This is a genomic window from Bordetella genomosp. 8 (assembly GCF_002119685.1).
Lineage (GTDB): Bacteria > Pseudomonadota > Gammaproteobacteria > Burkholderiales > Burkholderiaceae_B > Bordetella_C.
On record NZ_CP021108.1, the window covers coordinates 5,077,757 to 5,100,032 of the forward strand.

Here is a 22,276-nt window from a genome sequence, read left to right on the forward strand (position 1 = left end):
CCATGCGCCTATTCTTACGCCGGCTGCGGAACGGCCGCACCGATGCACCGATGCGCTGGGTTCGCGCTTCGAGCGCGAGCCTGGCGGTCCGGCGCCGACATTATCGCCCGATTAGGCCCATGGCCAGGGCATTTCCCGCATAGGAGTTCACCCAGGAGTGATAGCAATGAAGACACGCAATCTCGCGCGCGCCGCCGCGCTGGCGGGCATGCTCGCGGCCATGGCGGCCGGGCCCGCGCAGGCCGAAGGATTGGACCTGAAAGGAGCCCTCGGCGGCCTGGGCCTGGGCGGTTCCGGTAGCGGATCGACGCCCGATGCAGGCGGATTGACCTCCGGCAGCCTGGGCAACGCCGCGGGCATCCTGGAATACTGCATCAAGAACAAGTACCTGCAGGATGGCAGCGCCAGTTCCCTGAAGGACCGGCTGCTCGGCAAGCTGGGCGGGAGCACCGGCCAGCCTCCGCAGAAGGACAGCGGTTACCTGTCCGGCGCGATGGGCGTACTGCAGACCGGCTCCGGCAACAGCGTCGACCTGAGCGGTGGCGGCTTGAAGAAGGCCGCCGCCCAGCAAGCCTGCGACGTGGTGTTGCAGCAGGCCAAGTCCTTCCTGTAAGGACCCGCGCCGAGCAATGATGGCGAGCCGGACCACCGGCGGCATCAACGCCCGCGCGTCAGCTCCCGGCCCGCTCCCCGCGGCATGCGCGCCGTTACCGGTATGGAAGCGGCGGAGAACAGTCCCAGCACCAGGAACGCCGGCCAGAAATCCGTCCACACGATCTGCGCATGGCCCTGCACATAATGGGAAAGTTGCAACACAATACCCGCCACCGTCACGCCCAGCCCCAGCGACATCTGCTGGATCACGCTGGCCACGCTGGTGGCCCGGCCCACGTCACCGCTATCGATTTCCGCGTACGCCAACGCATTCAGCGCGGTGAATTGCAGCGACGGGAATATGCCGCCGAACAGGACGATGACCCAGATCACCCCGCGTGACATCTCGGGGTGGAACAGGCCGTAGCTGGCCAGCGCCAGGCCGGACAGCGCCGCGTTCGCCATCAGCACGGGACGGAAGCCGAAGCGCCGCAGCAGCGGTTGCGCCAGGGTTTTCATGAACAGCGCGCCGAAGGCCGACGCGCACGTGATCATGCCGGCCTCGAACGGCGTCATGCCCAGCCCTTCCTGCAGCGCCAGCGGCAGCAGGAAAGGCACCGCGCCCAGGCCGATGCGAAACAGCGAGCCGCCCATCACGCTGGTATGGAACGTCGGGATCCGCAGGAAACGCAGGTCCAGCAGCGGGTTCTTCGCGCGCCGCGCGTACAGCACGTACAAGCCCGACAGCACGATGCCTACCACGCACATGATCGCGGTCGCGCGGTCGCTGACGACGTCGCTGCCGACCAGCGACATGCCCAGCATGAACAGCGAAGCGCCGCCCGCCGACAGGACGAATCCCGGCCAGTCCAGGTGCCCTGGCTCGGTATCGCGCACGTCGTCGATATGGCGGTTGGTCAGGTAGATACCCAGCAGGCCGATGGGCACATTGATGAAGAACATCAGCCGCCAATGCAGGTAGGTCGTGATGAAGCCGCCCAGCAGCGGCCCCACGACAGGCCCGAGCAGCGCCGGCACGGTCAGGTAATTGACGGCGCGCACGAAGTCGGCGCGCGCCACCGAACGGAAGATGATGATGCGCCCGACCGGCACCATCATGGCGCCGCCCACGCCCTGCACGAAGCGCGCGAGCACGAAGGTGAACAGGGAGTTGGAAGCCGCGCACAGCAGCGAGCCCACCACGAAGACGCCGATGGCGGCGCGGAATACCGTGCGCGGGCCGAAGCGGTCGGCGACCCAGCCGCAGATGGGGATGAATACGCCCAGGCCGACGACATAGCTGGTCACGGCCAGCTTGAGGGTGATCGGGTCTTCGCCCAGGTCGCGCGCCAGCGATGGCAGCGCGGTCACCAGCACCGTCGCGTCGACATTTTCCATGAACAAGGCGCACGCCACGATGAGCGGGACAATGAACGCACCGATGGCAAGCGGCATGGCGGAAAAACGGACGGTTCTATGGCGACGGAGCGAGATTATGACATCCCGTTCAACGCCATTCCTTCAGCATTTTGTCAGCAGACGAGCGCCACGCGCGCCGGCGCCGGGCGCCTATACCGGGCCGCGATGCAGGTGATCGCGGGTATAGGGCGCGTCTTGGCCGGACAAGGCCAGGGCCAATGCCACCACGACATCATGCGTGCGCATCTTGGGCGCAACCGAATAGCTGGCCGCCGCCGACAGCAGGAAAGCCAGCGCCACCGCTCCCGCGCGCAGGCCCAGCCGGCCGACGGGCCAGCGCGCCAGCACGACGCCGGACACCACGCCGCCCACCGCCAGGCCGAGTATCACCTCGGAGACCGAATGCGCGTCCAGCACCAGGCGCGATATGCCCACCAGCACCGCGAATGCGGCGCCGGTCCATGCCAGCGCGACCGCCAGGCGCCGCGAGTGGCGGTTGCCCAAGGCGTAGCCCAGCACCGGGTACACCGCCGCCGACACCATGGAATGGCCGCTGAAACCCGTGAAGTCGATGGCGGCCCAGCCTATGCCCCACCCCAGGAATGCCAGCTTGGACGCCAGCACCGCCGCCCCGGCGATGCCGAAGGCCCACAGCCAATTGAGCACGGGCGGCCTTTGCGTCATCGCGACGAACAGCATCGCGATCAACGCGGCCGGCAGCACCAGCCGCGATTCACCCAGCGCCGAAACCAACATCCAGAAACCGTGCATGCCATCCTCGGGAGACCAACGTTCAAGCGCTCCATGGGACCATATCCCGCACGGCTTGGCTATCCCCCATCTTGCCCACCGGCGCGCCCGCGGCGGTATACCTACCGCCCGGCGCGGACGGCGGCGACGCCGGCCCTACCAACCCGCCTTGTAGCGCGCGTACAGGGCAATCACGTCGCGCACGTACTGCTGGGTTTCCGCATAAGGCGGAACGCCATCGTATTTCTGCACCGCGCCCTGTCCGGCGTTGTAGGCGGCCAGCGCCAGGTCCAGGCGACCGGGATACTGGTCGATCAGGCTGCGCAGGTGGCGCGACCCGGCCCGCACGTTGGTGGCCGGGTCCACCAGGGCGCGCTCGATATCCGCGTCGGCCAGCAAGGCGGCGGCGGTGCCGGGCATCAACTGCATCAGCCCCAGCGCCCCCTTGGGGGACCGCGCATCCTTGCGGAATCCGGACTCGATGGCGATGACGGCGCCCAGCAGCGCGCTGTCCAGCCCGTAATCGGCGGCCGCCTTGGCGATGACGGTGCGGTAGTCGTCCAGCCCTCGATGCGTGCTGAGCGCCGCCACGCGCGCTTCGTCGGCCTGCGCCAGCGCGGCCCTGGCCGGCGCCCCCGCCGGGCCGCCCACTCGCAGGCGCGGCGCGCAGGTCGCGCAACGCGAGGCGGCGCGCGCCTGGGCCTGCCTGTAGTACTTGGCCATCCCCTTGTCGACCGTCATGCTGCGCCAGTTGCCGAAGGGATCCTTGTAGCGGTAGGTCTCGCCCGCCCAAGCCTGTTTTGCACCCGTTCCCAGGGCCAGCACCATCGCCAGGGCAGCCAGGAACAGCCATCGTGGCCCATTGTTTCGCGCGCGGGTACGCCAGTGTGTCGTCATGGTGATTTTGCGTGTGCGGTGGCCTGCCGCGCTGCCGCGGCCCCATGCTCGGGCGCGTCCTCACCACTCGCGCCACCCGGTCTCTCCTCCGGTCCCAGATATTGGGGTATGGCGGCGCGCGCTGTCTTCTGCCTTGACGTCTTAGTGCATCGAGCGGAGCACTAATGCACATGGCCGGGTTCGCCGGCCATGGCGCCACGTCGAATGCGTCAGGCCCGCCGCAGGAAGCCCACGTCGCGGTTGCCGAAATTGCGCAGATGGGGGAACACGTCGTCCAGCGCCCCGTTGTCGGCGCCGAACCAGGCGCCCAGCGTCGCGCCGAATTCCTCGACGGAAGTGCTGGGCAGCAGCCGTCCGGCGTCGACGTAGCCTGGGCCCTTGATATCCCATTCGGGCTGCGTGCCGTAGAAGCGGCCACCTCGCACGGCGCCCCCCAGGACGAAGTGGTGGCCGCCCCAGCCATGGTCGGAACCGTCGCCGTTGGACACCAGGGTGCGGCCGAACTCGGATGCGGTGAACGTGGTCACCCGGTCTTCCATGCCCAGCGCCGCGATCGCCTGCTGGAAATCGGCCAGCGCGCCGCCCAGTTCCCGCAGCAGGCCGGGATGGGTGCCGTTCAGGCCGTCGTGATTGTCGTAGCCGTTCTGCGAAACGAAAAACACCTGGCGCTTGACGCCCAGCGACCGCCGCGCGGCGATCATGCGGGCGACGATCTTCAACTGCGCGCCCAGGGGCGTGCCGAAGCCGCCCCGCACATCGACGCCTTCCAGGGCTGCGCGCAGTTGCGTGTCGGCGCGTATTGATCGCGCCAGCGTGGCGGCGATCTGTTGCTGGAACAGGTGCGGTCCGGGCCGCGTCAACAGGGAACGGAGCAGATCGGTGCAGGCCGTCGATCCATAGGTGTCCCGTTGCAGCAGCTCGATCGGCGTCGAGCCGGCCGGACTGACACGGTAGGCGGACACGTGCTGCCCGGACAACAGCAGCGCCGTGCCGCCGGCCGTGACGTTGGCGAAGGTACTGTTGCCGTTGCCGGCGGCGAACAGGTCGGCCAACCGGCCGGCCCAGCCGGACGCCGCGCCCTCCGGCGCCAGGCCTTGCCAGTAGGATTGCTGGTCGTTGTGCGAGAACAGCTTGGGCGGCATGGGCACCCGCCCGCCGATGTAGTCGGCCTTGGTGGTGGGCACGACCATGGGGCCAACGTTCAACTGCACCGCCAGCGCGCCACGCTCGAACAGCGGCGTGAGCGGCGCCAGCGCCGGCGCCAGGGCGTAGACGCGCCCGGCGGCGCCATTCTCGCGCGCGGAGCCGCGCAGCACCGTCGCATCCAGCTTGTCCCGCTTCAACGCGATGTCGGCGCGCGTCCGAAAATAGCGCTCGTGGCTATCGGCGTCGTAGGGCACGACCGTGTTGTAGGGATCGTTGCCGCCATACAGGAAGACGCAGACCAGGGCCTTGTAGTCTTCCTTGCCATCGGATCGCGACGCGGCGCCGGATGGCGTCGCCTGCGCGGCGGCCTCGCCAGCCGCGGCCAGGCGCACGGCCAGCGGCAGCGCCGCGCCCGCGACGCCCGCCGCGCCCAGCACCGACACGCGGCGCACGAACTCCCGGCGTGAAGCTGAAGTCGTCATCGCTGCACCAGATAGTCAGGCGTGGCCGCCACCAGCGTGATCGCGGCGCGCACGCGGTCCAGCGGACGATCGGCCGGTATGGTGGCCACGGCGCGCGCGATCTCGGCGGCGGTGCCGCGATCGTAGGCATCGCCGGCCATCAACAGCACGACGCGGTCCACCAGGGCCTGCGTATCGTGCGCCACCGCAACTTCCGCCTTATAGGACGTCTGCAAGTCTTCCCAGCCACGATCGACGTAGATCGCGACGAAGTTCAGATAGCCCGCGACGCTCGTTTCATCGGTGATCTGCATCTCCGGCGCCACCATGCCGCGCTCCGCGATCGGACTGCCCGGCGGCGTGTAGCGCGGGCGGAAGAAATTGAACACCGACGCCGAGCGCATCGGACTCTGCGCCAGCCGTATGGTGTTGTCGGTGGTATCCGGCATGGCCCACTTGCCATCGGTCGACGTCGCGCCGAAGGCGCGCGCCCAGGCGGCGAAACGCACGATGGGCTCGCGCACCTTGCCCCAGGTGGGCGAAGCCAGGTCGGGAAAGCGGGCCTCCGGATCCAGCAGCACCGCCCTGACGACGGCGCGCAGGTTGCCGCGCCGGCCGCGTCCGTCATCGGCGAACACGGCCGCCACGCGGCCCACGTACGCCGGGCTCGGATTGCTGGTGACCAGCCGCTGGATCAGCTGCGTGCCGACGAAGGGCCCCACGTTGGAATGGTTGCACAGCACATCCAGGGCCTTGTTCATCGATGCGACGCCGCCCGTTCCGGCCGGCACCACCGTGCCCAGGAAACGTTTCTCCGACATGGAATGCAAGGCGGGGTTCAGCGCCATGGGCCGCCGATGGAAGGCCACGTTCTCCTCGCTGCCGCTCAGGTCCCAGCCGGTGAACACCTTGGCCAGCCCGCGCACGTCGTCATTGCCGTAGGTCTCGATCGGTTTGCCCTTGGACAGCTTGATGGTGCCATCCGGATTCAGCTGGTACAGGCCGATGGTGAACAGCTGCATCACCTCGCGCGCATAATTCTCGTCCGGCTCGCGACCGGTGCGCGGGTCTTCCTTGCGATTGCCGCGATACGTCAGCATGCAGCCCATCGATACGTTCAGCGTCACCGCGCCCAGCAGCGTGCGGTAATCGCCCAGGCCATGTTCGGCCAGGATATCCATGAAAGATGCCGCGCCAAACAAGGGCCAGTTGGTGGTGATCGCCGACACGCCCACCACGAAGATTTCCGACAAGGCGAAGGCCACCCGCGTGCGCACCTGGTCGGGCGCCGAGATGAACTTGCGCCACAGGGTCGATTCCAGCGGCGCGTTGATGCCGTTGCCCTTGTTGGCCTCGTTGTCGGCCCGGATGGACAGCAGCCAGTCGAAATGCGTCTGCGATGGCGGCAGGTTCAACTGCTCGTCCAGCCAGGCCGCGTAGCCCATGCGCACCACGCGATCGATTTCCGCGGGCGTCGGGCCGAACGTGGCCTGCGCCAGGAAACGCGACGCCTGCCCAGGCGTCGGCACGGGATAGTCATCGCCCAAGGTAGCGGGGTCGGCGCGAGGCGGCCGGGTGGTCGTCACTGACATGGCGGCATGAAGTCTGCAACGCACCCACCTTAGACGCATCGCAGCATGCCCACAATTCCGGCGCTTGGCGTAGAAAGCGGTGCCTGGCCAACCGAACGGCCTAGTCCGGACGACGACCCGCCGTGGATACGCCCGGCACAGGCCTTGCCGCCGTGGCGCGCACGACGCAACTCATCCTTTGGGAGTCGGCATGGCAGACGAGGCATCACGCTACGCACGCGCGGAGGTATTGCGCACCCTGGGGCGCTCATTATGGAAATACCGGCGCCGGGCGGGCGCGGCGCTGGTCCTGCTCGTCATGGCCAAGGGCTTCGCCGTGGCCGTGCCCGTGGCGCTGAAGATGGTGGTCGACCAGTTGAGCAGACCCGACGCTATGCTGGCGCTGCCGGTGTTCCTGCTCGTCGGCTACACGCTGCTGCGCTTTGCCGGCGGCCTGTTCACCGAACTGCGCGACATTGTCTTCTCGCCGGTGGCACAGGCGACGGTGGCTGAATTCAACCTGCGCATCTTCGAGCATCTGCATCGGCTGGGCGCCCGCTTCCATGCCAATCGCCAGACCGGTACGCTGGCACGCGACGTCGAACGCGGGACGAACGGCATCGGCTTCCTGATGGGAACGGCGCTGTTCACATTGCTGCCGACGCTGGTGGAGATAGGCTCCGTCGTGGCGATCCTGGTGGGCGCCTATGACCTGGCCTTCGCCGTCATCGTCGCCGCCACCTTCGTGCTCTACGCCGTCGTGACCTATGTGCTGACCAAGCGGCGCATCTACTACCAGCGCATGATCAACGAACTGGATTCGGCGGCGGGCGGGCGCATGGTGGACAGCCTGCTCAACTACGAATCGGTGAAGCTCTACACCAACGAAGCCGGTGAGTCGCGGCGACTGCGCGACCTGCTGGATCGCTGGCGCGCGGTGGGCATCGATAACCAGCGCGCACTGTCGACGCTGCACATCTCGCAGAGCGCGGTGATCGCCCTCGGCGTGGGCGCGGTCATGCTGCTGGCGGGCGTGCAGGTCGTCAACCGCGGCATGACCGTCGGCGACCTGGTACTGGTCAATGCCTACATCATCCAGATCTGCCTGCCGCTGAATACCCTGGGCCTCGTGTTCCGCCAGACCAAGGAGGCGATGATCAATGCGGAGCAGGTCTGCGGCCTGCTGCGGTTGCCACCTGAAAGCGATCCCGCGACGCCCGCGCCCTCCTTCCATCCGGGGCGCGGCGACGTACGATTCGAGAACGTGAACTTCAGCTACGAACCGGGCAGGCAGATCCTGTGGGACGTCAGCCTACACATCCCGCCTGGCGGCACGCTGGCCGTGGTCGGCGGCAGCGGCTCGGGAAAATCGACGCTGGGCCGTCTGCTGTTCCGCTTCTACGAAGCGGACTCGGGCCGCGTTACCGTCGACGGCGTGGATGTGCGCAGCGTCGATCCGGGCAGCCTTCGGCGCCACCTAGGCATCGTTCCGCAGGACACCATGCTGTTCAACGACACCATCGCGTACAACATCGGCTATGGCAGACCGGGTGCATCGTTGACGGACATCATCGAGGCCGCCAAGGGGGCGCGCCTGCACGACTTCGTGCATAGCCTGCCGGCGCAGTACGACACCCTGGTGGGCGAGCGCGGCGTCAAACTGTCCGGCGGAGAACGGCAGCGCATCGCCATCGCACGCGCCATCCTGAAGAATCCGCCCATCATGTTGTTCGACGAGGCGACGTCGGCGCTGGACACGCGCACGGAACGCGCGATCCAGGCCGAGCTGGACCGCATCTCTCGGGGCCGCACCACGCTGATCATCGCGCATCGCCTGTCTACGGTGGTCGACGCCGACGAAATCGTGGTGCTGGAGCACGGCCGGGTCGTCGAGCGGGGCAGGCATGCCGAACTGCTGGCGGCAAAGGGCATGTACGCACAGATGTGGACCCTGCAGCGCCAACAGACCGAACTGGAGCAGGCCGGATCGAAGCGATCCGCGCAGCCCGTCAACCTGGCGGCCTTGGTTGCGGGGGTGCTCGACGCCATACGCCAGGTCATCGATGAGAAGGGCGTCATCCTCTACACCGAGCTGAGCATGGAGAGCGCCCGCGTCACGGGCGACCCCGGTGTCTTGCAACAGGTCATCTGGGACATGTGCCTGAACGCGATCGCGGCGACGCCGGCGGGCGGCCGCATCGAGCTGAGCCTGCGCCGCGCGCACGACGCGGCGCGCCTCGCCGTGACGGACGGCCGCCTGCCGCCAGCCGATGCGGCCGCCCTGGATGTGTCCGATCAGATGAATGCGGTGCTCGCCGACCGGCCGCCGCTGGACGTCACGCACGCCCGCGCGGACATCGAGAAATTCGGCGGCCGCTTCGGCAGCGATACGATGCCCGGCGGACCGGGCCGCACCTACTGGCTGGAGATGCCGCTACGCGCGCCGAGCACGCCCGCGCTGCCTTTCGTCGGTCCGGTCCGCCAGGCATCGCTGCAAGGGGCGCGCGTCTTCCTGGTCGACGATAGCGAAGAGGAGCGCGCGCGCGTCGGCGCGGCCATGCAGCGCGCGGGCGCCGACGTACGCTACTTCAAGACGGGAGGCGCGCTGCTGGACGCTCTGCGCGGCGCGCCGGAAAACGACTGGCCCGATGCACTGGTGTGCGACGTCACGCTCGACGACATGGATGGCTATGCCATGGTCGCCGCGGTGCGCCAACTCGAAGCCGCGCGTGGCGTGGGCCTGGCCAATCGCATCCCCGCCATCGCCATATCGGGACATTCCGCATCGGAGGGCCGGTTGCGCGCATTGATGGCAGGCTACCAGACGCATACACCCAGACCGGTCGACGAAGACACCATCGTCAACATCACCGCGAAGCTCATGAGCGAGAAGTTCCACCGCGTGTAATCGGTGCTGTGCGATGCGCCGTGCGCGTCAGCCCAAGCCCGAACCGTTACACAGAGAACCGTTACACGGCGACGCCATAACGGCACACGGCTTGCACCCCCACGCTACCGAGCAGAGGATGAGTCTGGACATCGCACAGCGAGCGATCGAGTGTGATACGCAGCTGGTTCTCGGATGAGCGGCCAACAAGTCGACCAGTACGGAGAGAACCATGCGAAGAATCGCCATCGTGAGTGAACACGCATCGCCATTGGCGCTTGCGGGCAGCGTCGACAGCGGCGGACAGAATATCTACGTTGCGCAGATCGCCAGGCATTTCGCGCGGATGGGACATCAGGTGGACGTGTACACCCGCGCAGACAGTCCGCGCCTTCCCGCCGAAGTCACCTGGGAGGATGGCGTCCGCGTCATCCACGTTCCCGCCGGACCCGCGCGCGAGATCCCCAAGGAACAGCTGCTGCCCTACATGGATCAGTTCGGCGACTTCCTCATGCGCCATTTCGCCCGGCCGGAGCGGCGCTACGACATCGTGCATGCCAACTTCTTCATGTCCGCCCTGGCCGCGCTGCCCGCCGCACGCGCATGCGGGATACCCATCGCAGTCACCTTCCATGCGCTGGGACGCGTCCGGCGCCAATTCCAGAAGGAAGCCGATCTGTTCCCCGAACGCCGCTTCGACATCGAAGATGACATCATCGCGCGCGCCGACCGCATCATCGCGGAATGCCCACAGGACAAGCAAGACATGGTGACGCTGTACGGCGCCGATCCGCGCCGCTTGTCCATCGTGCCCTGCGGTTACGACCCGGCCGAGATGCTGCCCATGGATCGGATCCGCGCGCGCGCCGAACTCGGATGGAACGACAACAGGTTCACGTTGCTGCAGCTGGGCCGCATGGTGCCGCGAAAAGGTGTCGACAACGTCATACGCGCCCTCGGCCGCCTGCGCCGCCGGCACGGCATCGATGCCCGGCTGTGCGTCGTCGGGGGCAATAGCGCCACGCCGTCGGAAAGCGCGACGCCGGAGCTGGCGCGCCTGCGCGCCGTCGCACGCGAGGAAGGCGTGCTTCAGCACGTCGAATTCACCGGCCGCCGCGACCGGCTGCAGCTGCGCGCTTACTACTGCGCGAGCGATGTCTTCGTCACCACGCCGTGGTACGAGCCCTTTGGCATCACACCGCTGGAAGCCATGGCATGCGCCAGGCCGGTGGTGGGCTCCGATACCGGCGGTATCCGTTTTTCCGTACGGCACGGCGAGACCGGCTGGCTGGTACCGCCCAAGGAGCCCGATGCGCTCGCCGATCGCCTGGCCATGCTGGCGCGCGACAGCCTGCTGCGCCATCGCATGGGCGAAGCGGGACTGCAGCGCGCGCGCAGGTACTTCACCTGGCCATGCGTGAGCCGCCAGCTGATGGACGTCTTCGAAGAAATCATGGCGCCGGCCATCCTGCCCGACGTCGCCCCCGCGCCCGCGGCAGCCGCCGCCCGTGCCATCGCCTGAGGAGTTGCCTGTATGCCTGATACCGATACATCCACCGTCTCGGGCCGCGTCGCCATCGTTACCGGTGGCGGCAGCGGCCTGGGCAAGGCCATCTGCACGCTGCTCGCCGGCGACGGCGCCAAGGTCGTGGTCGCGGACTACGACGTCGACGCGGCCGAGCGCGTCGCCGGGTCGCTGCCGGGCGAGCATGGGCTGGCCGTGGGCCTGGACGTGGGCAATGAACAGCAGGTCCGCGATGCCCTGCGCCAGGTCGCGGAACGCCACGGCCGGCTCGATATCCTGATCAACAACGCGGGCGTCGACGTGACGGCGCCGTTGGAAGCGCTGGACGTGGCCGATTGGGAACGCGTGGTCCGTACCAACCTGACGGGTCCGTTCATGCTCTGCAAGTACGGCATGGGCCATCTGGGCAAGGGCGGCCACATCGTCAATATCGCCTCCACCGCGGCCCGCCGCGCCTGGCCCAACGCGTCCGTGTACCACGCCACCAAGTACGGCCTGATGGGTTTGTCCCACGCCCTGCACGCCGAACTGCGGCCCAGGGGCATCAAGGTCTCCGCCGTCATCGCCGGCGGCATGCGCACGCCTTTCCTGCTGGATCGCTTCCCCGACATCGACACCGGCACGCTGCAGGATCCTGCCAACGTCGCGCGCGCCGTGCGCTTCGTGCTGACCCAGCCGGAAGAAACCGTGGTCCCCGAAGTGATGGTGCTTCCCATGCGCGAGAGCTCATGGCCATGAACATGAAGCCCGCCATTTTCCTCGACAAGGACGGCACGCTGCTGGCCGACGTTCCCTACAACGCCGATCCGGCGCGCATGGCGTGGGCGCCCGGCGCGCGTGAAGGCGTCGCCCTGCTGGCCCAGCTGGGCCATCCGCTGATCGTCATCAGCAACCAGGCCGGGGTGGCGATGGGGCGCTTCGACGAAGCGGCCCTGCATCCGGTACGCCACCGCCTGGAGGCCATGTTCCGCACCCGGGGCGCGCAACTGGCGGACTTCTATTTCTGCCCGCACCATCCGGAAGGCACGCAGGCTGCCTACGCCGTGTCCTGCATCTGCCGCAAGCCCATGCCAGGGCTCCTGCGGCGGGCCGCCGCCGACCACGGCGTCGATCTGTGCGCCTCGTGGTTCGTGGGAGACATCCTGAACGATGTCGAAGCCGGCGCCCGCGCGGGTTGCCACACCCTGTTGCTGGACAACGGCCATGAGACCGAATGGAGGCAGGGACGCTGGCGCACGCCGGAAGAAACGGCGCCCGACCTTTACATGGCCGCGCGCCTGATCGCGCGCAAGCTGCGCTGCACGCCATCGCGCGGAAAGGAGACGGCATGAGCCCACGCGATCCGCCGGCGACCGGCCTGCCTGCCTTAGGCCTCGATGGCCCGACGGCGCCTGTCGATGCCGCCGCACAGGGATGGCGCAACGCGCGCAACCTGCTCTGCATCCGGTTGGACAATATGGGCGACGTGCTGATGACCACGCCCGCGCTGCGCGCCTTGAAGGCGGTGCGGCCGGACCGGCGCATCACGCTGTTGGCGTCGCGTTCTGGCGCGGCGATCGCGCCACATGTGCGCGACATCGACGACGTGATCGTCTACGAGGCCGCCTGGATGAAGAACGCGGCCAGTCCGCCGGAGCGCTTCCACGCGACGGTGCAACAGCTGCGCGAACGCCGCTTCGACGCTGCCGTCGTCTTCACCGTCTACAGCCAGAGCGCCTTGCCCGCCGCCCTGCTGTGCCATGCCGCCGGCATCCCGCGCGTGCTGGCCTACAGCCGCGAAAACCCCTATCACCTGATCAGCGATTGGGCCAGGGAGATCGAGCCCCTGCCCGAACCGCGCCATGAGGTCCAGCGCCAGCTGGACCTGGTGGCGACCATAGGCGCGCAGGCGCCGGACCGTCATCTTGCCTTCAGCGTCCGGGATGCCGACCAGGCGGGGCTGGACAAGGTGTTGCGGGCGCGGGACCTATCGCTGCCGCGCGACTGCGTACTGGCGCATTGCGGCGCGACCGCGGAATCGCGCCGCTACCCCGCCGCCCTGTTCGCGCAGGCCATCGACATGGTGGCCGGCGCCGGCGGATGCGTGATCCTGACCGGATCGCCCGATGAGCAAGCGCTGGTCGATGACGTCATGGCCCGCAGCTGCGACCCGCGCCGGCTGGTGAACCTGGCGGGCGCGCTGACCCTGGGCGAATTCGGCGCGCTGATCGCGCGCGCCAGCCTGCTCATCTCGAACAACAGCGGGCCGGTGCATATCGCCGCCGCGCTGGGCACGCCCATCGTGGATCTTTATGCACTGACCAATCCGCAACATACCCCTTGGGAAGTCCCCCATCGACTGCTGTACCGGGATGTTCCCTGCAAGTACTGCTATCGCAGCGTATGCCCCCTGGGCCATCACGCCTGCCTTAGCGCCGTCGATCCATGGCAGGTTGCGCAGGCGGCGTTCGAGCTGTTGGAGAGCCATGCTGGCACCCGCCCGCCCGTCATGATCAAGGCCGCCTGAGACGACGCCCAGGCCCCGTAAAGGACAACACCATGTACACATTGGGCATCAACGCCGCCTTTCACGACTGTTCCGCCACGCTGGTGCGCGATGGCGAGGTGCTGGCGGCCGCGGAGGAAGAACGCTTCACCCGCATCAAGCACGGCAAACGGCCCGTACCCTTCAGCGCCTGGCAGCTGCCCTATCACGCCATCGACTACTGCCTGGCCTATGCGGGAATCACGCTGTCCGACGTCGACCACGTCGCTTATTCCTTCGATCCGTCGCTGCTGGCCGGCGGTCGACCCCTGCCCGAGACCATCACGCTGCCGCTGGAGCCTTCGCGGCAAACGCACGGGGCGGACGGCCTATCCCCATGGGACCCGCTGTTCCTGTCCTATATCGTGAACGCGCCGCGGCAACTGATAGGCGGCGCGCCGCACCACCTGCGCCAGCGCTTCGAAGGGCTGACGCTGGACCAGTTGCTCGGGCGTTGGCAGTACGTCGAGCATCATCTGTCGCACGAGGCCAGCGCCTTCCTGGCGGCGCCCTGTGAAGAGTGCGCGGTGCTGACCATGGACGGCCGCGGCGAACGCGTTACCACCAGCTATGGCCACTTCACGAAAGGCCGCTATCGGCGTCTCAGGCAGATCGACCTGCCGCACTCGCTGGGCCTGCTGTACGAGGACGTCACGGACTACCTGGGCTTTCTGCGCTCCTCCGACGAGTACAAGGTGATGGCGCTGGCTTCCTATGGCAAGCCCGAGTATGTGGACCTGTTCCGCGAGATCGTCCGCCTGGACAAGGAAGGCGGCTACACCATGGAGCCGATCAACCTGGTCAGCCGGTTCGGCCCGGCGCGCAAGCGCGGATCGCCATTCGAGCAGCGCCACATGGATATCGCCCACTCGCTGCAGCAGATGCTGGAAGAAACCGCCTTGCACATGGCGACATGGCTGCAGGCGCAGACCGGCGCGCAGCACCTGAGCATGGCCGGCGGCGTGGCATTGAACTGCGTGATGAATGCGCGCATCGCGGCGGATGGCCCATTCAAGTCGGTATGGGTCCAGCCCGCCGCGGGCGACGCCGGTACATCGCTGGGCGCGGCGCTATGGGTGGACTACGAACGCCGCGAGGCGCCGGGGCGGCGCTGGGCCATGCAGCACGCCTACCTCGGACCCGAGTATGCCGACGAGGAAATCGAGCGCCTGCTCGATCGGTCGCACCTCGCATACCGGCGGCTGGACGATGTGGCCGAACAGGCTGCGGAACTGCTGGCGCAGGAAAAGATCCTGGGCTGGTTCCAGGGCCGCATGGAGTTCGGCCCCCGCGCGCTGGGCGCGCGCTCCATCCTGGCCTCGCCGCGCGACAGCGCCATGCAGGCCAGGCTGAATGGCTTGAAGGACCGAGAGGACTTCCGGCCGGTGGCGCCGGTCGTCATGGAAGAGCGCGCCCACGAGTGGTTCGATGCGCGCGGCGAAACGGGCATCTGCGCGCCGTTCATGCTGTTCGTCTATGACGTGCTGCCGCATCGCGAACGCCAGATACCGGCGGTCAAGCACATCGACGGCACGGCACGCGTGCAGACGGTGCGGCGCGACCAGCACGCGCTGTACTACGACCTGCTGGCCGCCTTCGAACGCCGCACCGGCGTGCCCGTGCTGGTGAATACCTCGTTCAACACGCGGGGCCTGCCGGTGGTCTGCACCCCGCGCGACGCGCTGGAATCGTTCTGGACCTCGCCGCTGGACGCCCTGGTCATCGGCAGCTATCTCGTGGAGAAGCCGCTTTGAGCGGCACGGCGCACCACCCGACGGCGCCACGCCCGCGGGACGAACGGATGAATGATCAGGATGAACCCATGATTGCCGAATCCCGACCGCGCATCTCGGTGGTGGTTCCGACCTACCGCCGCCCCGACCTGCTCCAACGCTGCCTGGAGGCCCTGCTGCGCCAGACGCTGAAACCGGGCGATTACGAGATCATCGTCTGCGACGACGGCCCCAGCGATGCCGCATATCAGGTGGTGGTCAAGCTGACGCCCGTGGCCGGCGGCCCGGCGCTGCGCTATGTCCCGGTCACGGGTACGCAGGGGCCGGCGGGGGCCCGCAACGCCGGATGGCGGCGCGCGCGGGCGGAGCTGATCGCCTTCACCGACGACGACACAGTGCCCGACCCGGCCTGGCTGGCCGCCGGACTGGCCGCGTTGTCGCCCGGGGTGGACGCGCTGTCGGGGCGCATCGTCATGCCGCTGCCGCCCCATCCCACGGACTACGAGCTCGACGCCAGCCGCCTGCAGGACGCCGAGTTCGCCACGGCGAATGTCTTCCTGCGGCGCGACGCCCTGGCGCGCGTCGGCGGTTTCGATCCGCGCTTCCAGCTGGCGTGGCGGGAAGATTCCGATCTGCATTTCTCGCTGATGGAACACGGACTGCGCGTCGAACGCGCGCCGCACGCCATCGTGGTGCATCCCATCCGTCCCGGCTCATTCGGCGCCGGCATAGGCATGCAGCGCAAGATCGTATTCGACACGCTGCTGTACAAAAAACATCCGCGCCTGTACCGCGAGCGTATCCGGCCGCATCCGCCGTGGTTCTACCTGTCCGTGACGGCCATGCTGATACTCGCGGTGGCGGCGCTCGCCGCGGGCTGGTACGCAGCGGGCGCGGCCGCGCTGCTGGCCTGGCTGGCGCTGACCGCATGGTTCAGCCTGCGCCGCCTGCGCGGCACGCGTCGCACACCGGACCACATCGTGGAGATCCTCATGACGTCCGCCGCGATCCCCCCAGTCTCCATCTTCTGGCGCATCGTCGGGTCGTTGCGCTACAAGGCGGGCTTTCCATGACGGGCGATCTCTGGCATCCGCGGCCGCGCCGCATCGCGATCTTCCGCGCATTGCAGCTGGGCGATATGTTGTGCGCCGTGCCGGCGTTGCGCGCCTTGCGGCAACACTGCCCCGACGCCCGCATCACGCTGATCGGGCTGGATAATGCCGGCCCATTCGTGCAGCGCTTCCGGCGCTACCTGGACGACCTGCTGCCCTTTCCCGGGATTCCGGACTTCCCGGAGCAGGCCGCCCGGCCCGAGGCCCTGCCCGCCTTCCACCGCCAGGCGCGAGCGCGCGGGTTCGACCTGGCCTTGCAGATGCACGGTAGCGGCACGATATCGCTGCCCATCGTGCGCGCGCTGGGCGCGCGCGCGCACGCCGGCTTCGTCCCGCATGGCGGCATGGCATGCCAGGGCCGGCTCATGCCCTGGCCGGACGACCTGCCCGAGCCGCTGCGCTATACGGCGCTGATGCGGCACCTGGGCGTGCCGGTGCATGGCGACGCGCTCGAAATGCCATTGACGCCGGAAGATCATGCCGAGGCCGATCGCGTTGCCACGGAGGCCGGCCTCGATCCGGCAACGACCGTACTGATCCATCCGGGCGCGCGCCTGCGGTCGCGCCGCTGGCCGGCGGCACGCTACGGCGCCGTTGCCGCGCGGCTGGCTGGCCAGGGGTGGCGCATCGCCGTGACCGGCAGCGCCGACGAACGCGCGCTGGCCGCGGAAGTCCTGGCGGCCGCCGGGCCCGGCGCCATCGACCTGACGGCCCGCACGTCGCTGGGCGCGCTGGCGGCCCTGCTGGCGCGGGCGCCGCTGCTGGTCTGCAACGACACCGGTGTTTCGCACGTCGCCGCGGCGGTGGGCACGCCCAGCGTCGTCGTGGCCTGCGGCAGCGACACGCAGCGGTGGGCGCCGCTGGACAAGAGGCGTCACACCGTCCTGGCCGACCATCCGCCATGCCGTCCCTGCGCCTACGAGACCTGCCCCATCGGCCACGTGTGCGCCTTGAATGTCTCCGTCGACGCCGTCATGGGCGCCGTGGAGGCGAAACTCAGCCTGCCGGAACGAAGGAACAGCCATGCCGCGTAGTCCGACCCCACTGCGCCCGTTGCGCATCCTGACCTGGCATGTACACGCCAACTACCTGTACGCGCTGACGCGCGTGCCGCATGAATTCTTCGTGCCCGTCCGCGCGGGGAACCCGCCCGGCTATGGCGCGCTGGGCGATCGCATTCCCTGGGGCGGACACGTGCGGCAGATCGACGCCGATGCGCTACGCGAAGCCCGGTTCGATTTGGTGGTCTACCAATCCCGCGCCACCTACGAAGAGCGCGAGCGGCTGTTGTCGCCGGCGCAGCTCGCCCTGCCCTGCGCCTATATCGAGCACGATCCGCCCATGCCGCATCCCACCGATACGGCGCACTGGTTCCGGCACGAGCGCGGCACCCTGGTCCACGTCACCCACTACAACCGCGTGGCCTGGGACAACGGCGCGGTGCGCACGGCGGTCATCGAACATGGCGTGCCTGCGCCGGGCATCGACCCGCGATCCGACCGCCTGGCGCGCGGCATCACCGTCATCAACCACCTGCGCCGGCGCGGCCGCCGCATGGGCGCGGACCTGTTCGAACAGGCGCGCGCGCAGGTGCCGCTGGACCTGATCGGCATGGATGCGCAAGCCATGGGCGGGCTGGGCGAGATACCCAACATGGAAGTCGGCGCCTTCATGTCGCGCTACCGTTTCTTCTACAGCCCCATCCGCTATACCAGCCTGGGGCTGGCCCTGATCGAGGCCATGATGGCCGGCTTGCCTGTCGTGGGCTTCGCCGCCACCGAGCTGGCGCGGGTCATCGTCAATGGCCGCAACGGCTATATCGACACCGATCCGGACCGGCTCATCGACGTCATGAAAGCCCTGATAGACGAACCGCGCCTGGCCGCCGACTGGGGCGCGGAAGCCAGGAAAACGGCACTGGAGCGCTACGGCATGGACCGTTTCGTAGCGGATTGGACCACCTTGTTCGCAAGGCTGATGGGAGATACGCAATGATCCAGGCTTGTACTCGTCCTTTGCGCGTTCTGGTGTCGGGCGGCGCCGGCTTCATCGGCTCGCACCTGTGCGCGCGGCTGCTCGACAAAGGGCATACCGTCATCTGCCTGGACAACTTCTATACCGGCCAAGTGCAGCACGTCGAGCCCTTGAAAAGCAATCCACGCTTCGCGCTGGTCACGCATGACGTCGTCGAACCCTACGAGGCACAGGTCGACCGCATCTACAACCTTGCGTGTCCCGCCTCGCCCATCCATTACCAGAACCAGCCGGTGCATACGCTGCGAACCTGCGTACTGGGCGCGATGAACATGCTGGAGCTGGCCCGCGCGACAGGGGCGCGCATCCTGCAGGCATCGACCAGCGAAGTCTACGGCGATCCGCAGGTGCATCCGCAACGCGAAAGCTACTGGGGCCACGTCAATCCCATCGGCATACGTTCCTGCTATGACGAAGGCAAGCGTTGCGCGGAAACCCTGTTCCACGACTATGCCCGCGTCTATGGCGTACGGGTCAAGATCGCCCGGATCTTCAACACCTACGGTCCCAGCATGGCGCCCAACGACGGCCGCATCGTTTCCAATTTCATCCTGCAGGCATTGCAGGGGCGGCCCATCACCATCTATGGCGACGGCAGCCAGACGCGCGCCTTCTGCTACGTGGACGATATGGTGGATGCGCTGGAGCGCCTGATGGAAAGCCCGGACGATGTGACCGGGCCGATCAACCTGGGCAATCCGCAGGAGCTGACAGTGCTGGATATCGCGCAGCGCATCCAGCGCCTGGCGGGCACCCGCGTGCCGCTGGACTTCCAGCCGCTGCCGCCGGACGACCCCACCCAGCGCTGCCCCGACATCGGCCTGGCCGCCCGCGAGCTGGGTTGGGCCCCGTGCGTGCCGGTGGACGAAGGCCTGCGGCACACGATCCGCTATTTCAGCCAGTTCGTGAACGCGGATATCGTACGGGCGCCGGCGCGAGCCGATGCGTCGCTATAGGGATGCGCGTCAAGGGAGACCCGGGTGCGACCCATCGATGACCCTGGCACGATCGCGGCGATCTCGCCGCATCTGGACGACGCGGTAGCGGGCTGCGGCGCGCTGCTCGCGGGCGCGCCTGGCAGCACCGTGATCACCGTGTTCGCCGGCGTGCCGGATGCCACCGCGCCGCTGACGGACTGGGATCGGCGTTGCGGTTTCGGCGACGGCGTCGCCGCCATGAAGTGGCGCCTGGCGGAGGACGACAAGGCCCTGCATCTGCTCAAGGCCCACCCCGTGCGCCTGCCCTTCCTGGACGACCAGTACATGCGCGCCATGGCGCTCGCGACCGCCAAGCCCGACAAGGTGGCGCATGCGCTGGACGCCGCGCTGGAAAAGGCCGGCGCGCGCACGGTGCTGTTTCCCCTGGGCCTGTTCCATTCCGATCACACGCTGGTGTCGGATGCCGTGCTGGGCCTTTTCACCACCCGGCCGCAGCGGCGCTGGGTGGCCTACGAGGACGCGCTGTACCGCACCAAGCCAGGGCTGCTTCATGCCAGGCTGGTGCAGTTCTACACGCGTGGCGTCAGCCTCACGCCGGTGGCCTTCGCCAATACGAACGGGCACCGCAAGGCGACCGCGATGTCGGCCTACGGCAGCCAGATGCCGGAACTGGGCATCACCCGTAACGAAGGCGACACCACGGCCCCAGAGCGGTACTGGCTGCTGAGCGAAGCCATCAAGCAGGCGCCCGAGTCCCGTGAACCACCTGTCGGCGCGGGCGACGCGGGTGATGCGGGCGGACAGCCGGCTCCACGGCAGCCGGGGACGGCGGCACGAAGGCCATGAGCGAGGCGCCGGCCCGTGTGTCCATCGTCGTGCTGACCTACCAGCGGCGCGGGGAACTGCTCGGCAACCTGGAGCGGCTGCTGCGCCGGAATCCCGGGGTGCCCGTGATCGTGGTCGACAATGGTTCGCGTGACGGGACGGCGGACGCCGTCGCCGCGGCCTACCCCGGCGTGACGCTCGTGCGCGCTCCCGGCAATCTCGGCGCCGCCGGCCGCAATCTGGGGGTGGCGGTCGCCACCACCCCCTATATCGCCTTCTGCGACGACGATACCTGCTGGGAAGTCGGCGCGCTGGCCGAGGCCCAGCGGCTGCTGGACGGCGCGCCACGCGCGGGCGTCATCAACGCCGCCGTGCGCGTCGGGCCCAGCGGCAGACTCGACGCCACCTGCCTGGCCATGTCCCGCAGCCCGCTGGGCCGTGGCCCCTTGGGCACCACGCGGCTGCTGGGCTTCATGGCCGGCGCGTGTGTCGTGCGGCGCCAGGCCTACCTGCAGGCCGGCGGCTACGAAGCCCGTTATTTCATAGGCGGCGAAGAAGCGTTGATGGCCCTGGACCTGGCGACCTTGGGCTGGGACATGCTCTACGCGGGGCAGGTCGCGACCTGGCATTACCCATCTCCAAACCGAGACCGCCCCGGCAGAAGGCGGCTGCTCAGCCGCAACGACCTGTGGACGGCCTGGTTGCGGTTGCCCGCGGGCGTCGCCTGGGCCGCGACATGGACCGTGCTGCGGGAGTGCCGCCAGCACGGCGATGCGCTCCGGGTGCTGGGAGCAGCACTGGCGGGGGCGGCCTGGATCCTGCGGGCACGCCGTTGCATCTCGGCGGCGGTCGAATGCCAACGCCAACGGGTCGCCAATACCGTCACCGCCGAGGACGCCGTACTCATCCACGATGCGCAAATCTTGCCAAGCCTGCGCACATCGCACGGGCACGAGGCGTGCGCCACTCGCGTGCATCCAGGCCGCACACCCCAGGAGACGCTCATGACGATGCACCGCGACACAGAGAGCCGGGCTGACGAAAAAGCCCTCACCGACCATAGCGGCGACGCACAAGATCACGCAGTTTTACGTCCCGATACAGGCCCCCGCTCCGATCCGCCCCCGCGCTCGTTGCAGAACCGGCCGCTCGACCCTAACTCCTCGGCAGAAAAGACTTTTCCCCCGGGCGTGGACGCGGCCGACGTGCTCGATCCGGGCCGGCAGACTCCCGGGGCACCGCCCGTGGACAATCGATCGGGGCAAAAGCGCTAGGTTTTCGCGTTACAGCGGGCACGGGGCTTGCGTCGATGCCGCGCCGCGCCATTGCGGCACCCCGTGAACCAGGAGAACAGTATGAATAAGGCGGAAATCCCTCTCGCACAGCGCGATGCCCTGACCCTGATGCTGGACGATCATTCCACGATCAAAAAGCTTTTCAAGGATTTCGGGAAAACGGATGACCCGGAAATCCGCGAATCGATTGCCCACGAGGCCTGCATGACCTTGACGGTCCTGGCCCAGATCGAAGAAGAATTGTTCTACCCCTTCGTCCGTGCCCAGAACCCCGCCGCTTTCGGCCGGCTGCTGGACAAGGCCGTGGTCGAACATGGCGTGGCGCGCAATCTGGTTGCCCAGATCCAGGGCATGACCAGCGACGACCCCCTGTTCCATGCCCGCGTGTCGGTGTTGGGCGACTACATCAGCCACCACATCGAAGAAGAGGAAGGCGAACTCTTCCCGAAGCTGGTCGTGCTGAACGTCGATCTGCGCGCCGTCGCCAAGAAGATGCAGCAGCGCAAGGAAGAAATCGCCACCGTGGCCCATATCGCGTGACCGGCACGCCGGTGGGGATCGGATT

The 22,276-nt window shown here is 68.0% G+C and carries 19 protein-coding genes; 14 read left to right on the forward strand and 5 right to left on the reverse strand.

Going from position 1 to position 22,276, the window contains the following annotated elements:
* The first annotated feature begins 166 nt into the window (after window positions 1-166).
* Window positions 167-613, forward strand: a complete 447-nt coding sequence (locus CAL12_RS22930; RefSeq protein ID WP_086066724.1) for a DUF2501 domain-containing protein — start codon at window positions 167-169, stop codon at window positions 611-613.
* Between the two features lie 44 nt (window positions 614-657).
* Here CAL12_RS22930 and CAL12_RS22935 read toward each other — a convergent pair whose 3' ends face one another.
* The 5 genes from CAL12_RS22935 to CAL12_RS22955 form a co-directional block, all read right to left on the reverse strand.
* Complete coding sequence (locus CAL12_RS22935; protein ID WP_269768443.1) at window positions 658-2,088, reverse strand: MFS transporter; 1,431 nt, start codon at window positions 2,086-2,088, stop codon at window positions 658-660.
* 75 nt (window positions 2,089-2,163) lie between these two features.
* On the reverse strand, window positions 2,164-2,784 hold the full coding sequence (locus CAL12_RS22940) for a phosphatase PAP2 family protein (RefSeq protein ID WP_086066726.1): 621 nt from the start codon (window positions 2,782-2,784) through the stop codon (window positions 2,164-2,166).
* A 135-nt stretch (window positions 2,785-2,919) separates the two neighbouring features.
* Window positions 2,920-3,660 carry a lytic transglycosylase domain-containing protein gene (locus tag CAL12_RS22945; RefSeq protein ID WP_420042740.1) on the reverse strand — a complete coding sequence of 247 codons (741 nt, stop codon included), beginning with the start codon at window positions 3,658-3,660 and terminating at the stop codon, window positions 2,920-2,922.
* A 209-nt stretch (window positions 3,661-3,869) separates the two neighbouring features.
* Entirely contained in the window at window positions 3,870-5,288 is a 1,419-nt protein-coding gene (locus CAL12_RS22950) for a DUF1501 domain-containing protein (RefSeq protein WP_086066727.1), read from the reverse strand.
* Entirely contained in the window at window positions 5,285-6,859 is a 1,575-nt protein-coding gene (locus CAL12_RS22955) for a DUF1800 domain-containing protein (RefSeq protein WP_086066728.1), read from the reverse strand. The genes CAL12_RS22950 and CAL12_RS22955 overlap by 4 nt, the downstream gene beginning before the upstream one ends.
* Window positions 6,860-7,049: 190 nt before the next feature.
* Between CAL12_RS22955 and CAL12_RS22960 the strand changes: the two genes are divergently transcribed.
* The 13 genes from CAL12_RS22960 (at window position 7,050) to CAL12_RS23020 (ending at window position 22,251) form a co-directional block, all read left to right on the forward strand.
* Window positions 7,050-9,746: an ABC transporter transmembrane domain-containing protein gene (locus CAL12_RS22960; protein WP_086066729.1), complete on the forward strand. Its 2,697-nt coding sequence runs from the start codon at window positions 7,050-7,052 to the stop codon at window positions 9,744-9,746.
* A 211-nt stretch (window positions 9,747-9,957) separates the two neighbouring features.
* Entirely contained in the window at window positions 9,958-11,247 is a 1,290-nt protein-coding gene (locus tag CAL12_RS22965; protein ID WP_086066730.1) for a glycosyltransferase, read from the forward strand.
* Window positions 11,248-11,259: 12 nt separating this feature from the next.
* On the forward strand, window positions 11,260-11,988 hold the full coding sequence (locus CAL12_RS22970; RefSeq protein ID WP_086066731.1) for an SDR family oxidoreductase: 729 nt from the start codon (window positions 11,260-11,262) through the stop codon (window positions 11,986-11,988).
* Window positions 11,985-12,581: a D-glycero-alpha-D-manno-heptose-1,7-bisphosphate 7-phosphatase gene (locus CAL12_RS22975; protein ID WP_086068062.1), complete on the forward strand. Its 597-nt coding sequence runs from the start codon at window positions 11,985-11,987 to the stop codon at window positions 12,579-12,581. Before CAL12_RS22970 ends, CAL12_RS22975 begins: the two co-directional genes overlap by 4 nt.
* Window positions 12,578-13,756: a glycosyltransferase family 9 protein gene (locus CAL12_RS22980; RefSeq protein ID WP_086066732.1), complete on the forward strand. Its 1,179-nt coding sequence runs from the start codon at window positions 12,578-12,580 to the stop codon at window positions 13,754-13,756. Before CAL12_RS22975 ends, CAL12_RS22980 begins: the two co-directional genes overlap by 4 nt.
* A 32-nt stretch (window positions 13,757-13,788) precedes the next feature.
* Window positions 13,789-15,528 carry a carbamoyltransferase family protein gene (locus CAL12_RS22985; RefSeq protein WP_086066733.1) on the forward strand — a complete coding sequence of 580 codons (1,740 nt, stop codon included), beginning with the start codon at window positions 13,789-13,791 and terminating at the stop codon, window positions 15,526-15,528.
* Window positions 15,529-15,596: 68 nt separating this feature from the next.
* Complete coding sequence (locus tag CAL12_RS22990; protein ID WP_086068063.1) at window positions 15,597-16,580, forward strand: glycosyltransferase family 2 protein; 984 nt, start codon at window positions 15,597-15,599, stop codon at window positions 16,578-16,580.
* Entirely contained in the window at window positions 16,577-17,653 is a 1,077-nt protein-coding gene (locus CAL12_RS22995; protein WP_086066734.1) for a glycosyltransferase family 9 protein, read from the forward strand. The genes CAL12_RS22990 and CAL12_RS22995 overlap by 4 nt, the downstream gene beginning before the upstream one ends.
* The gene (locus CAL12_RS23000; RefSeq protein WP_086066735.1) at window positions 17,643-18,614 is read left to right on the forward strand and encodes a glycosyltransferase; all 972 of its coding nucleotides are present in this window, start codon (window positions 17,643-17,645) and stop codon (window positions 18,612-18,614) included. Before CAL12_RS22995 ends, CAL12_RS23000 begins: the two co-directional genes overlap by 11 nt.
* Complete coding sequence (locus CAL12_RS23005; protein WP_086066736.1) at window positions 18,611-19,609, forward strand: UDP-glucuronic acid decarboxylase family protein; 999 nt, start codon at window positions 18,611-18,613, stop codon at window positions 19,607-19,609. The genes CAL12_RS23000 and CAL12_RS23005 overlap by 4 nt, the downstream gene beginning before the upstream one ends.
* A gap of 24 nt (window positions 19,610-19,633) precedes the next feature.
* Window positions 19,634-20,437, forward strand: a complete 804-nt coding sequence (locus CAL12_RS23010) for a PIG-L deacetylase family protein (RefSeq protein WP_086066737.1) — start codon at window positions 19,634-19,636, stop codon at window positions 20,435-20,437.
* Window positions 20,438-20,454: 17 nt separating this feature from the next.
* Entirely contained in the window at window positions 20,455-21,690 is a 1,236-nt protein-coding gene (locus tag CAL12_RS23015; protein ID WP_086068064.1) for a glycosyltransferase family 2 protein, read from the forward strand.
* A gap of 81 nt (window positions 21,691-21,771) precedes the next feature.
* Window positions 21,772-22,251, forward strand: a complete 480-nt coding sequence (locus tag CAL12_RS23020; RefSeq protein WP_086066738.1) for a hemerythrin domain-containing protein — start codon at window positions 21,772-21,774, stop codon at window positions 22,249-22,251.
* Window positions 22,252-22,276 lie beyond the last annotated feature (25 nt).

Excerpts from the sequence above, each read along its gene's own strand:
- CAL12_RS22930 (WP_086066724.1), top strand. The coding sequence starts at position 167 with ATGAAGACACGCAATCTCGCGCGCGCCGCCGCGCTGGCGGGCATGCTC.
- CAL12_RS22940 (WP_086066726.1), bottom strand. The coding sequence starts at position 2,784 with ATGCACGGTTTCTGGATGTTGGTTTCGGCGCTGGGTGAATCGCGGCTG.
- CAL12_RS22945 (WP_420042740.1), bottom strand. The coding sequence starts at position 3,660 with ATGACGACACACTGGCGTACCCGCGCGCGAAACAATGGGCCACGATGG.
- CAL12_RS22950 (WP_086066727.1), bottom strand. The coding sequence starts at position 5,288 with ATGACGACTTCAGCTTCACGCCGGGAGTTCGTGCGCCGCGTGTCGGTG.
- CAL12_RS22955 (WP_086066728.1), bottom strand. The coding sequence starts at position 6,859 with ATGTCAGTGACGACCACCCGGCCGCCTCGCGCCGACCCCGCTACCTTG.
- CAL12_RS22960 (WP_086066729.1), top strand. The coding sequence starts at position 7,050 with ATGGCAGACGAGGCATCACGCTACGCACGCGCGGAGGTATTGCGCACC.
- CAL12_RS22965 (WP_086066730.1), top strand. The coding sequence starts at position 9,958 with ATGCGAAGAATCGCCATCGTGAGTGAACACGCATCGCCATTGGCGCTT.
- CAL12_RS22970 (WP_086066731.1), top strand. The coding sequence starts at position 11,260 with ATGCCTGATACCGATACATCCACCGTCTCGGGCCGCGTCGCCATCGTT.
- CAL12_RS22975 (WP_086068062.1), top strand. The coding sequence starts at position 11,985 with ATGAACATGAAGCCCGCCATTTTCCTCGACAAGGACGGCACGCTGCTG.
- CAL12_RS22980 (WP_086066732.1), top strand. The coding sequence starts at position 12,578 with ATGAGCCCACGCGATCCGCCGGCGACCGGCCTGCCTGCCTTAGGCCTC.
- CAL12_RS22985 (WP_086066733.1), top strand. The coding sequence starts at position 13,789 with ATGTACACATTGGGCATCAACGCCGCCTTTCACGACTGTTCCGCCACG.
- CAL12_RS22990 (WP_086068063.1), top strand. The coding sequence starts at position 15,597 with ATGATTGCCGAATCCCGACCGCGCATCTCGGTGGTGGTTCCGACCTAC.
- CAL12_RS22995 (WP_086066734.1), top strand. The coding sequence starts at position 16,577 with ATGACGGGCGATCTCTGGCATCCGCGGCCGCGCCGCATCGCGATCTTC.
- CAL12_RS23000 (WP_086066735.1), top strand. The coding sequence starts at position 17,643 with ATGCCGCGTAGTCCGACCCCACTGCGCCCGTTGCGCATCCTGACCTGG.
- CAL12_RS23005 (WP_086066736.1), top strand. The coding sequence starts at position 18,611 with ATGATCCAGGCTTGTACTCGTCCTTTGCGCGTTCTGGTGTCGGGCGGC.
- CAL12_RS23020 (WP_086066738.1), top strand. The coding sequence starts at position 21,772 with ATGAATAAGGCGGAAATCCCTCTCGCACAGCGCGATGCCCTGACCCTG.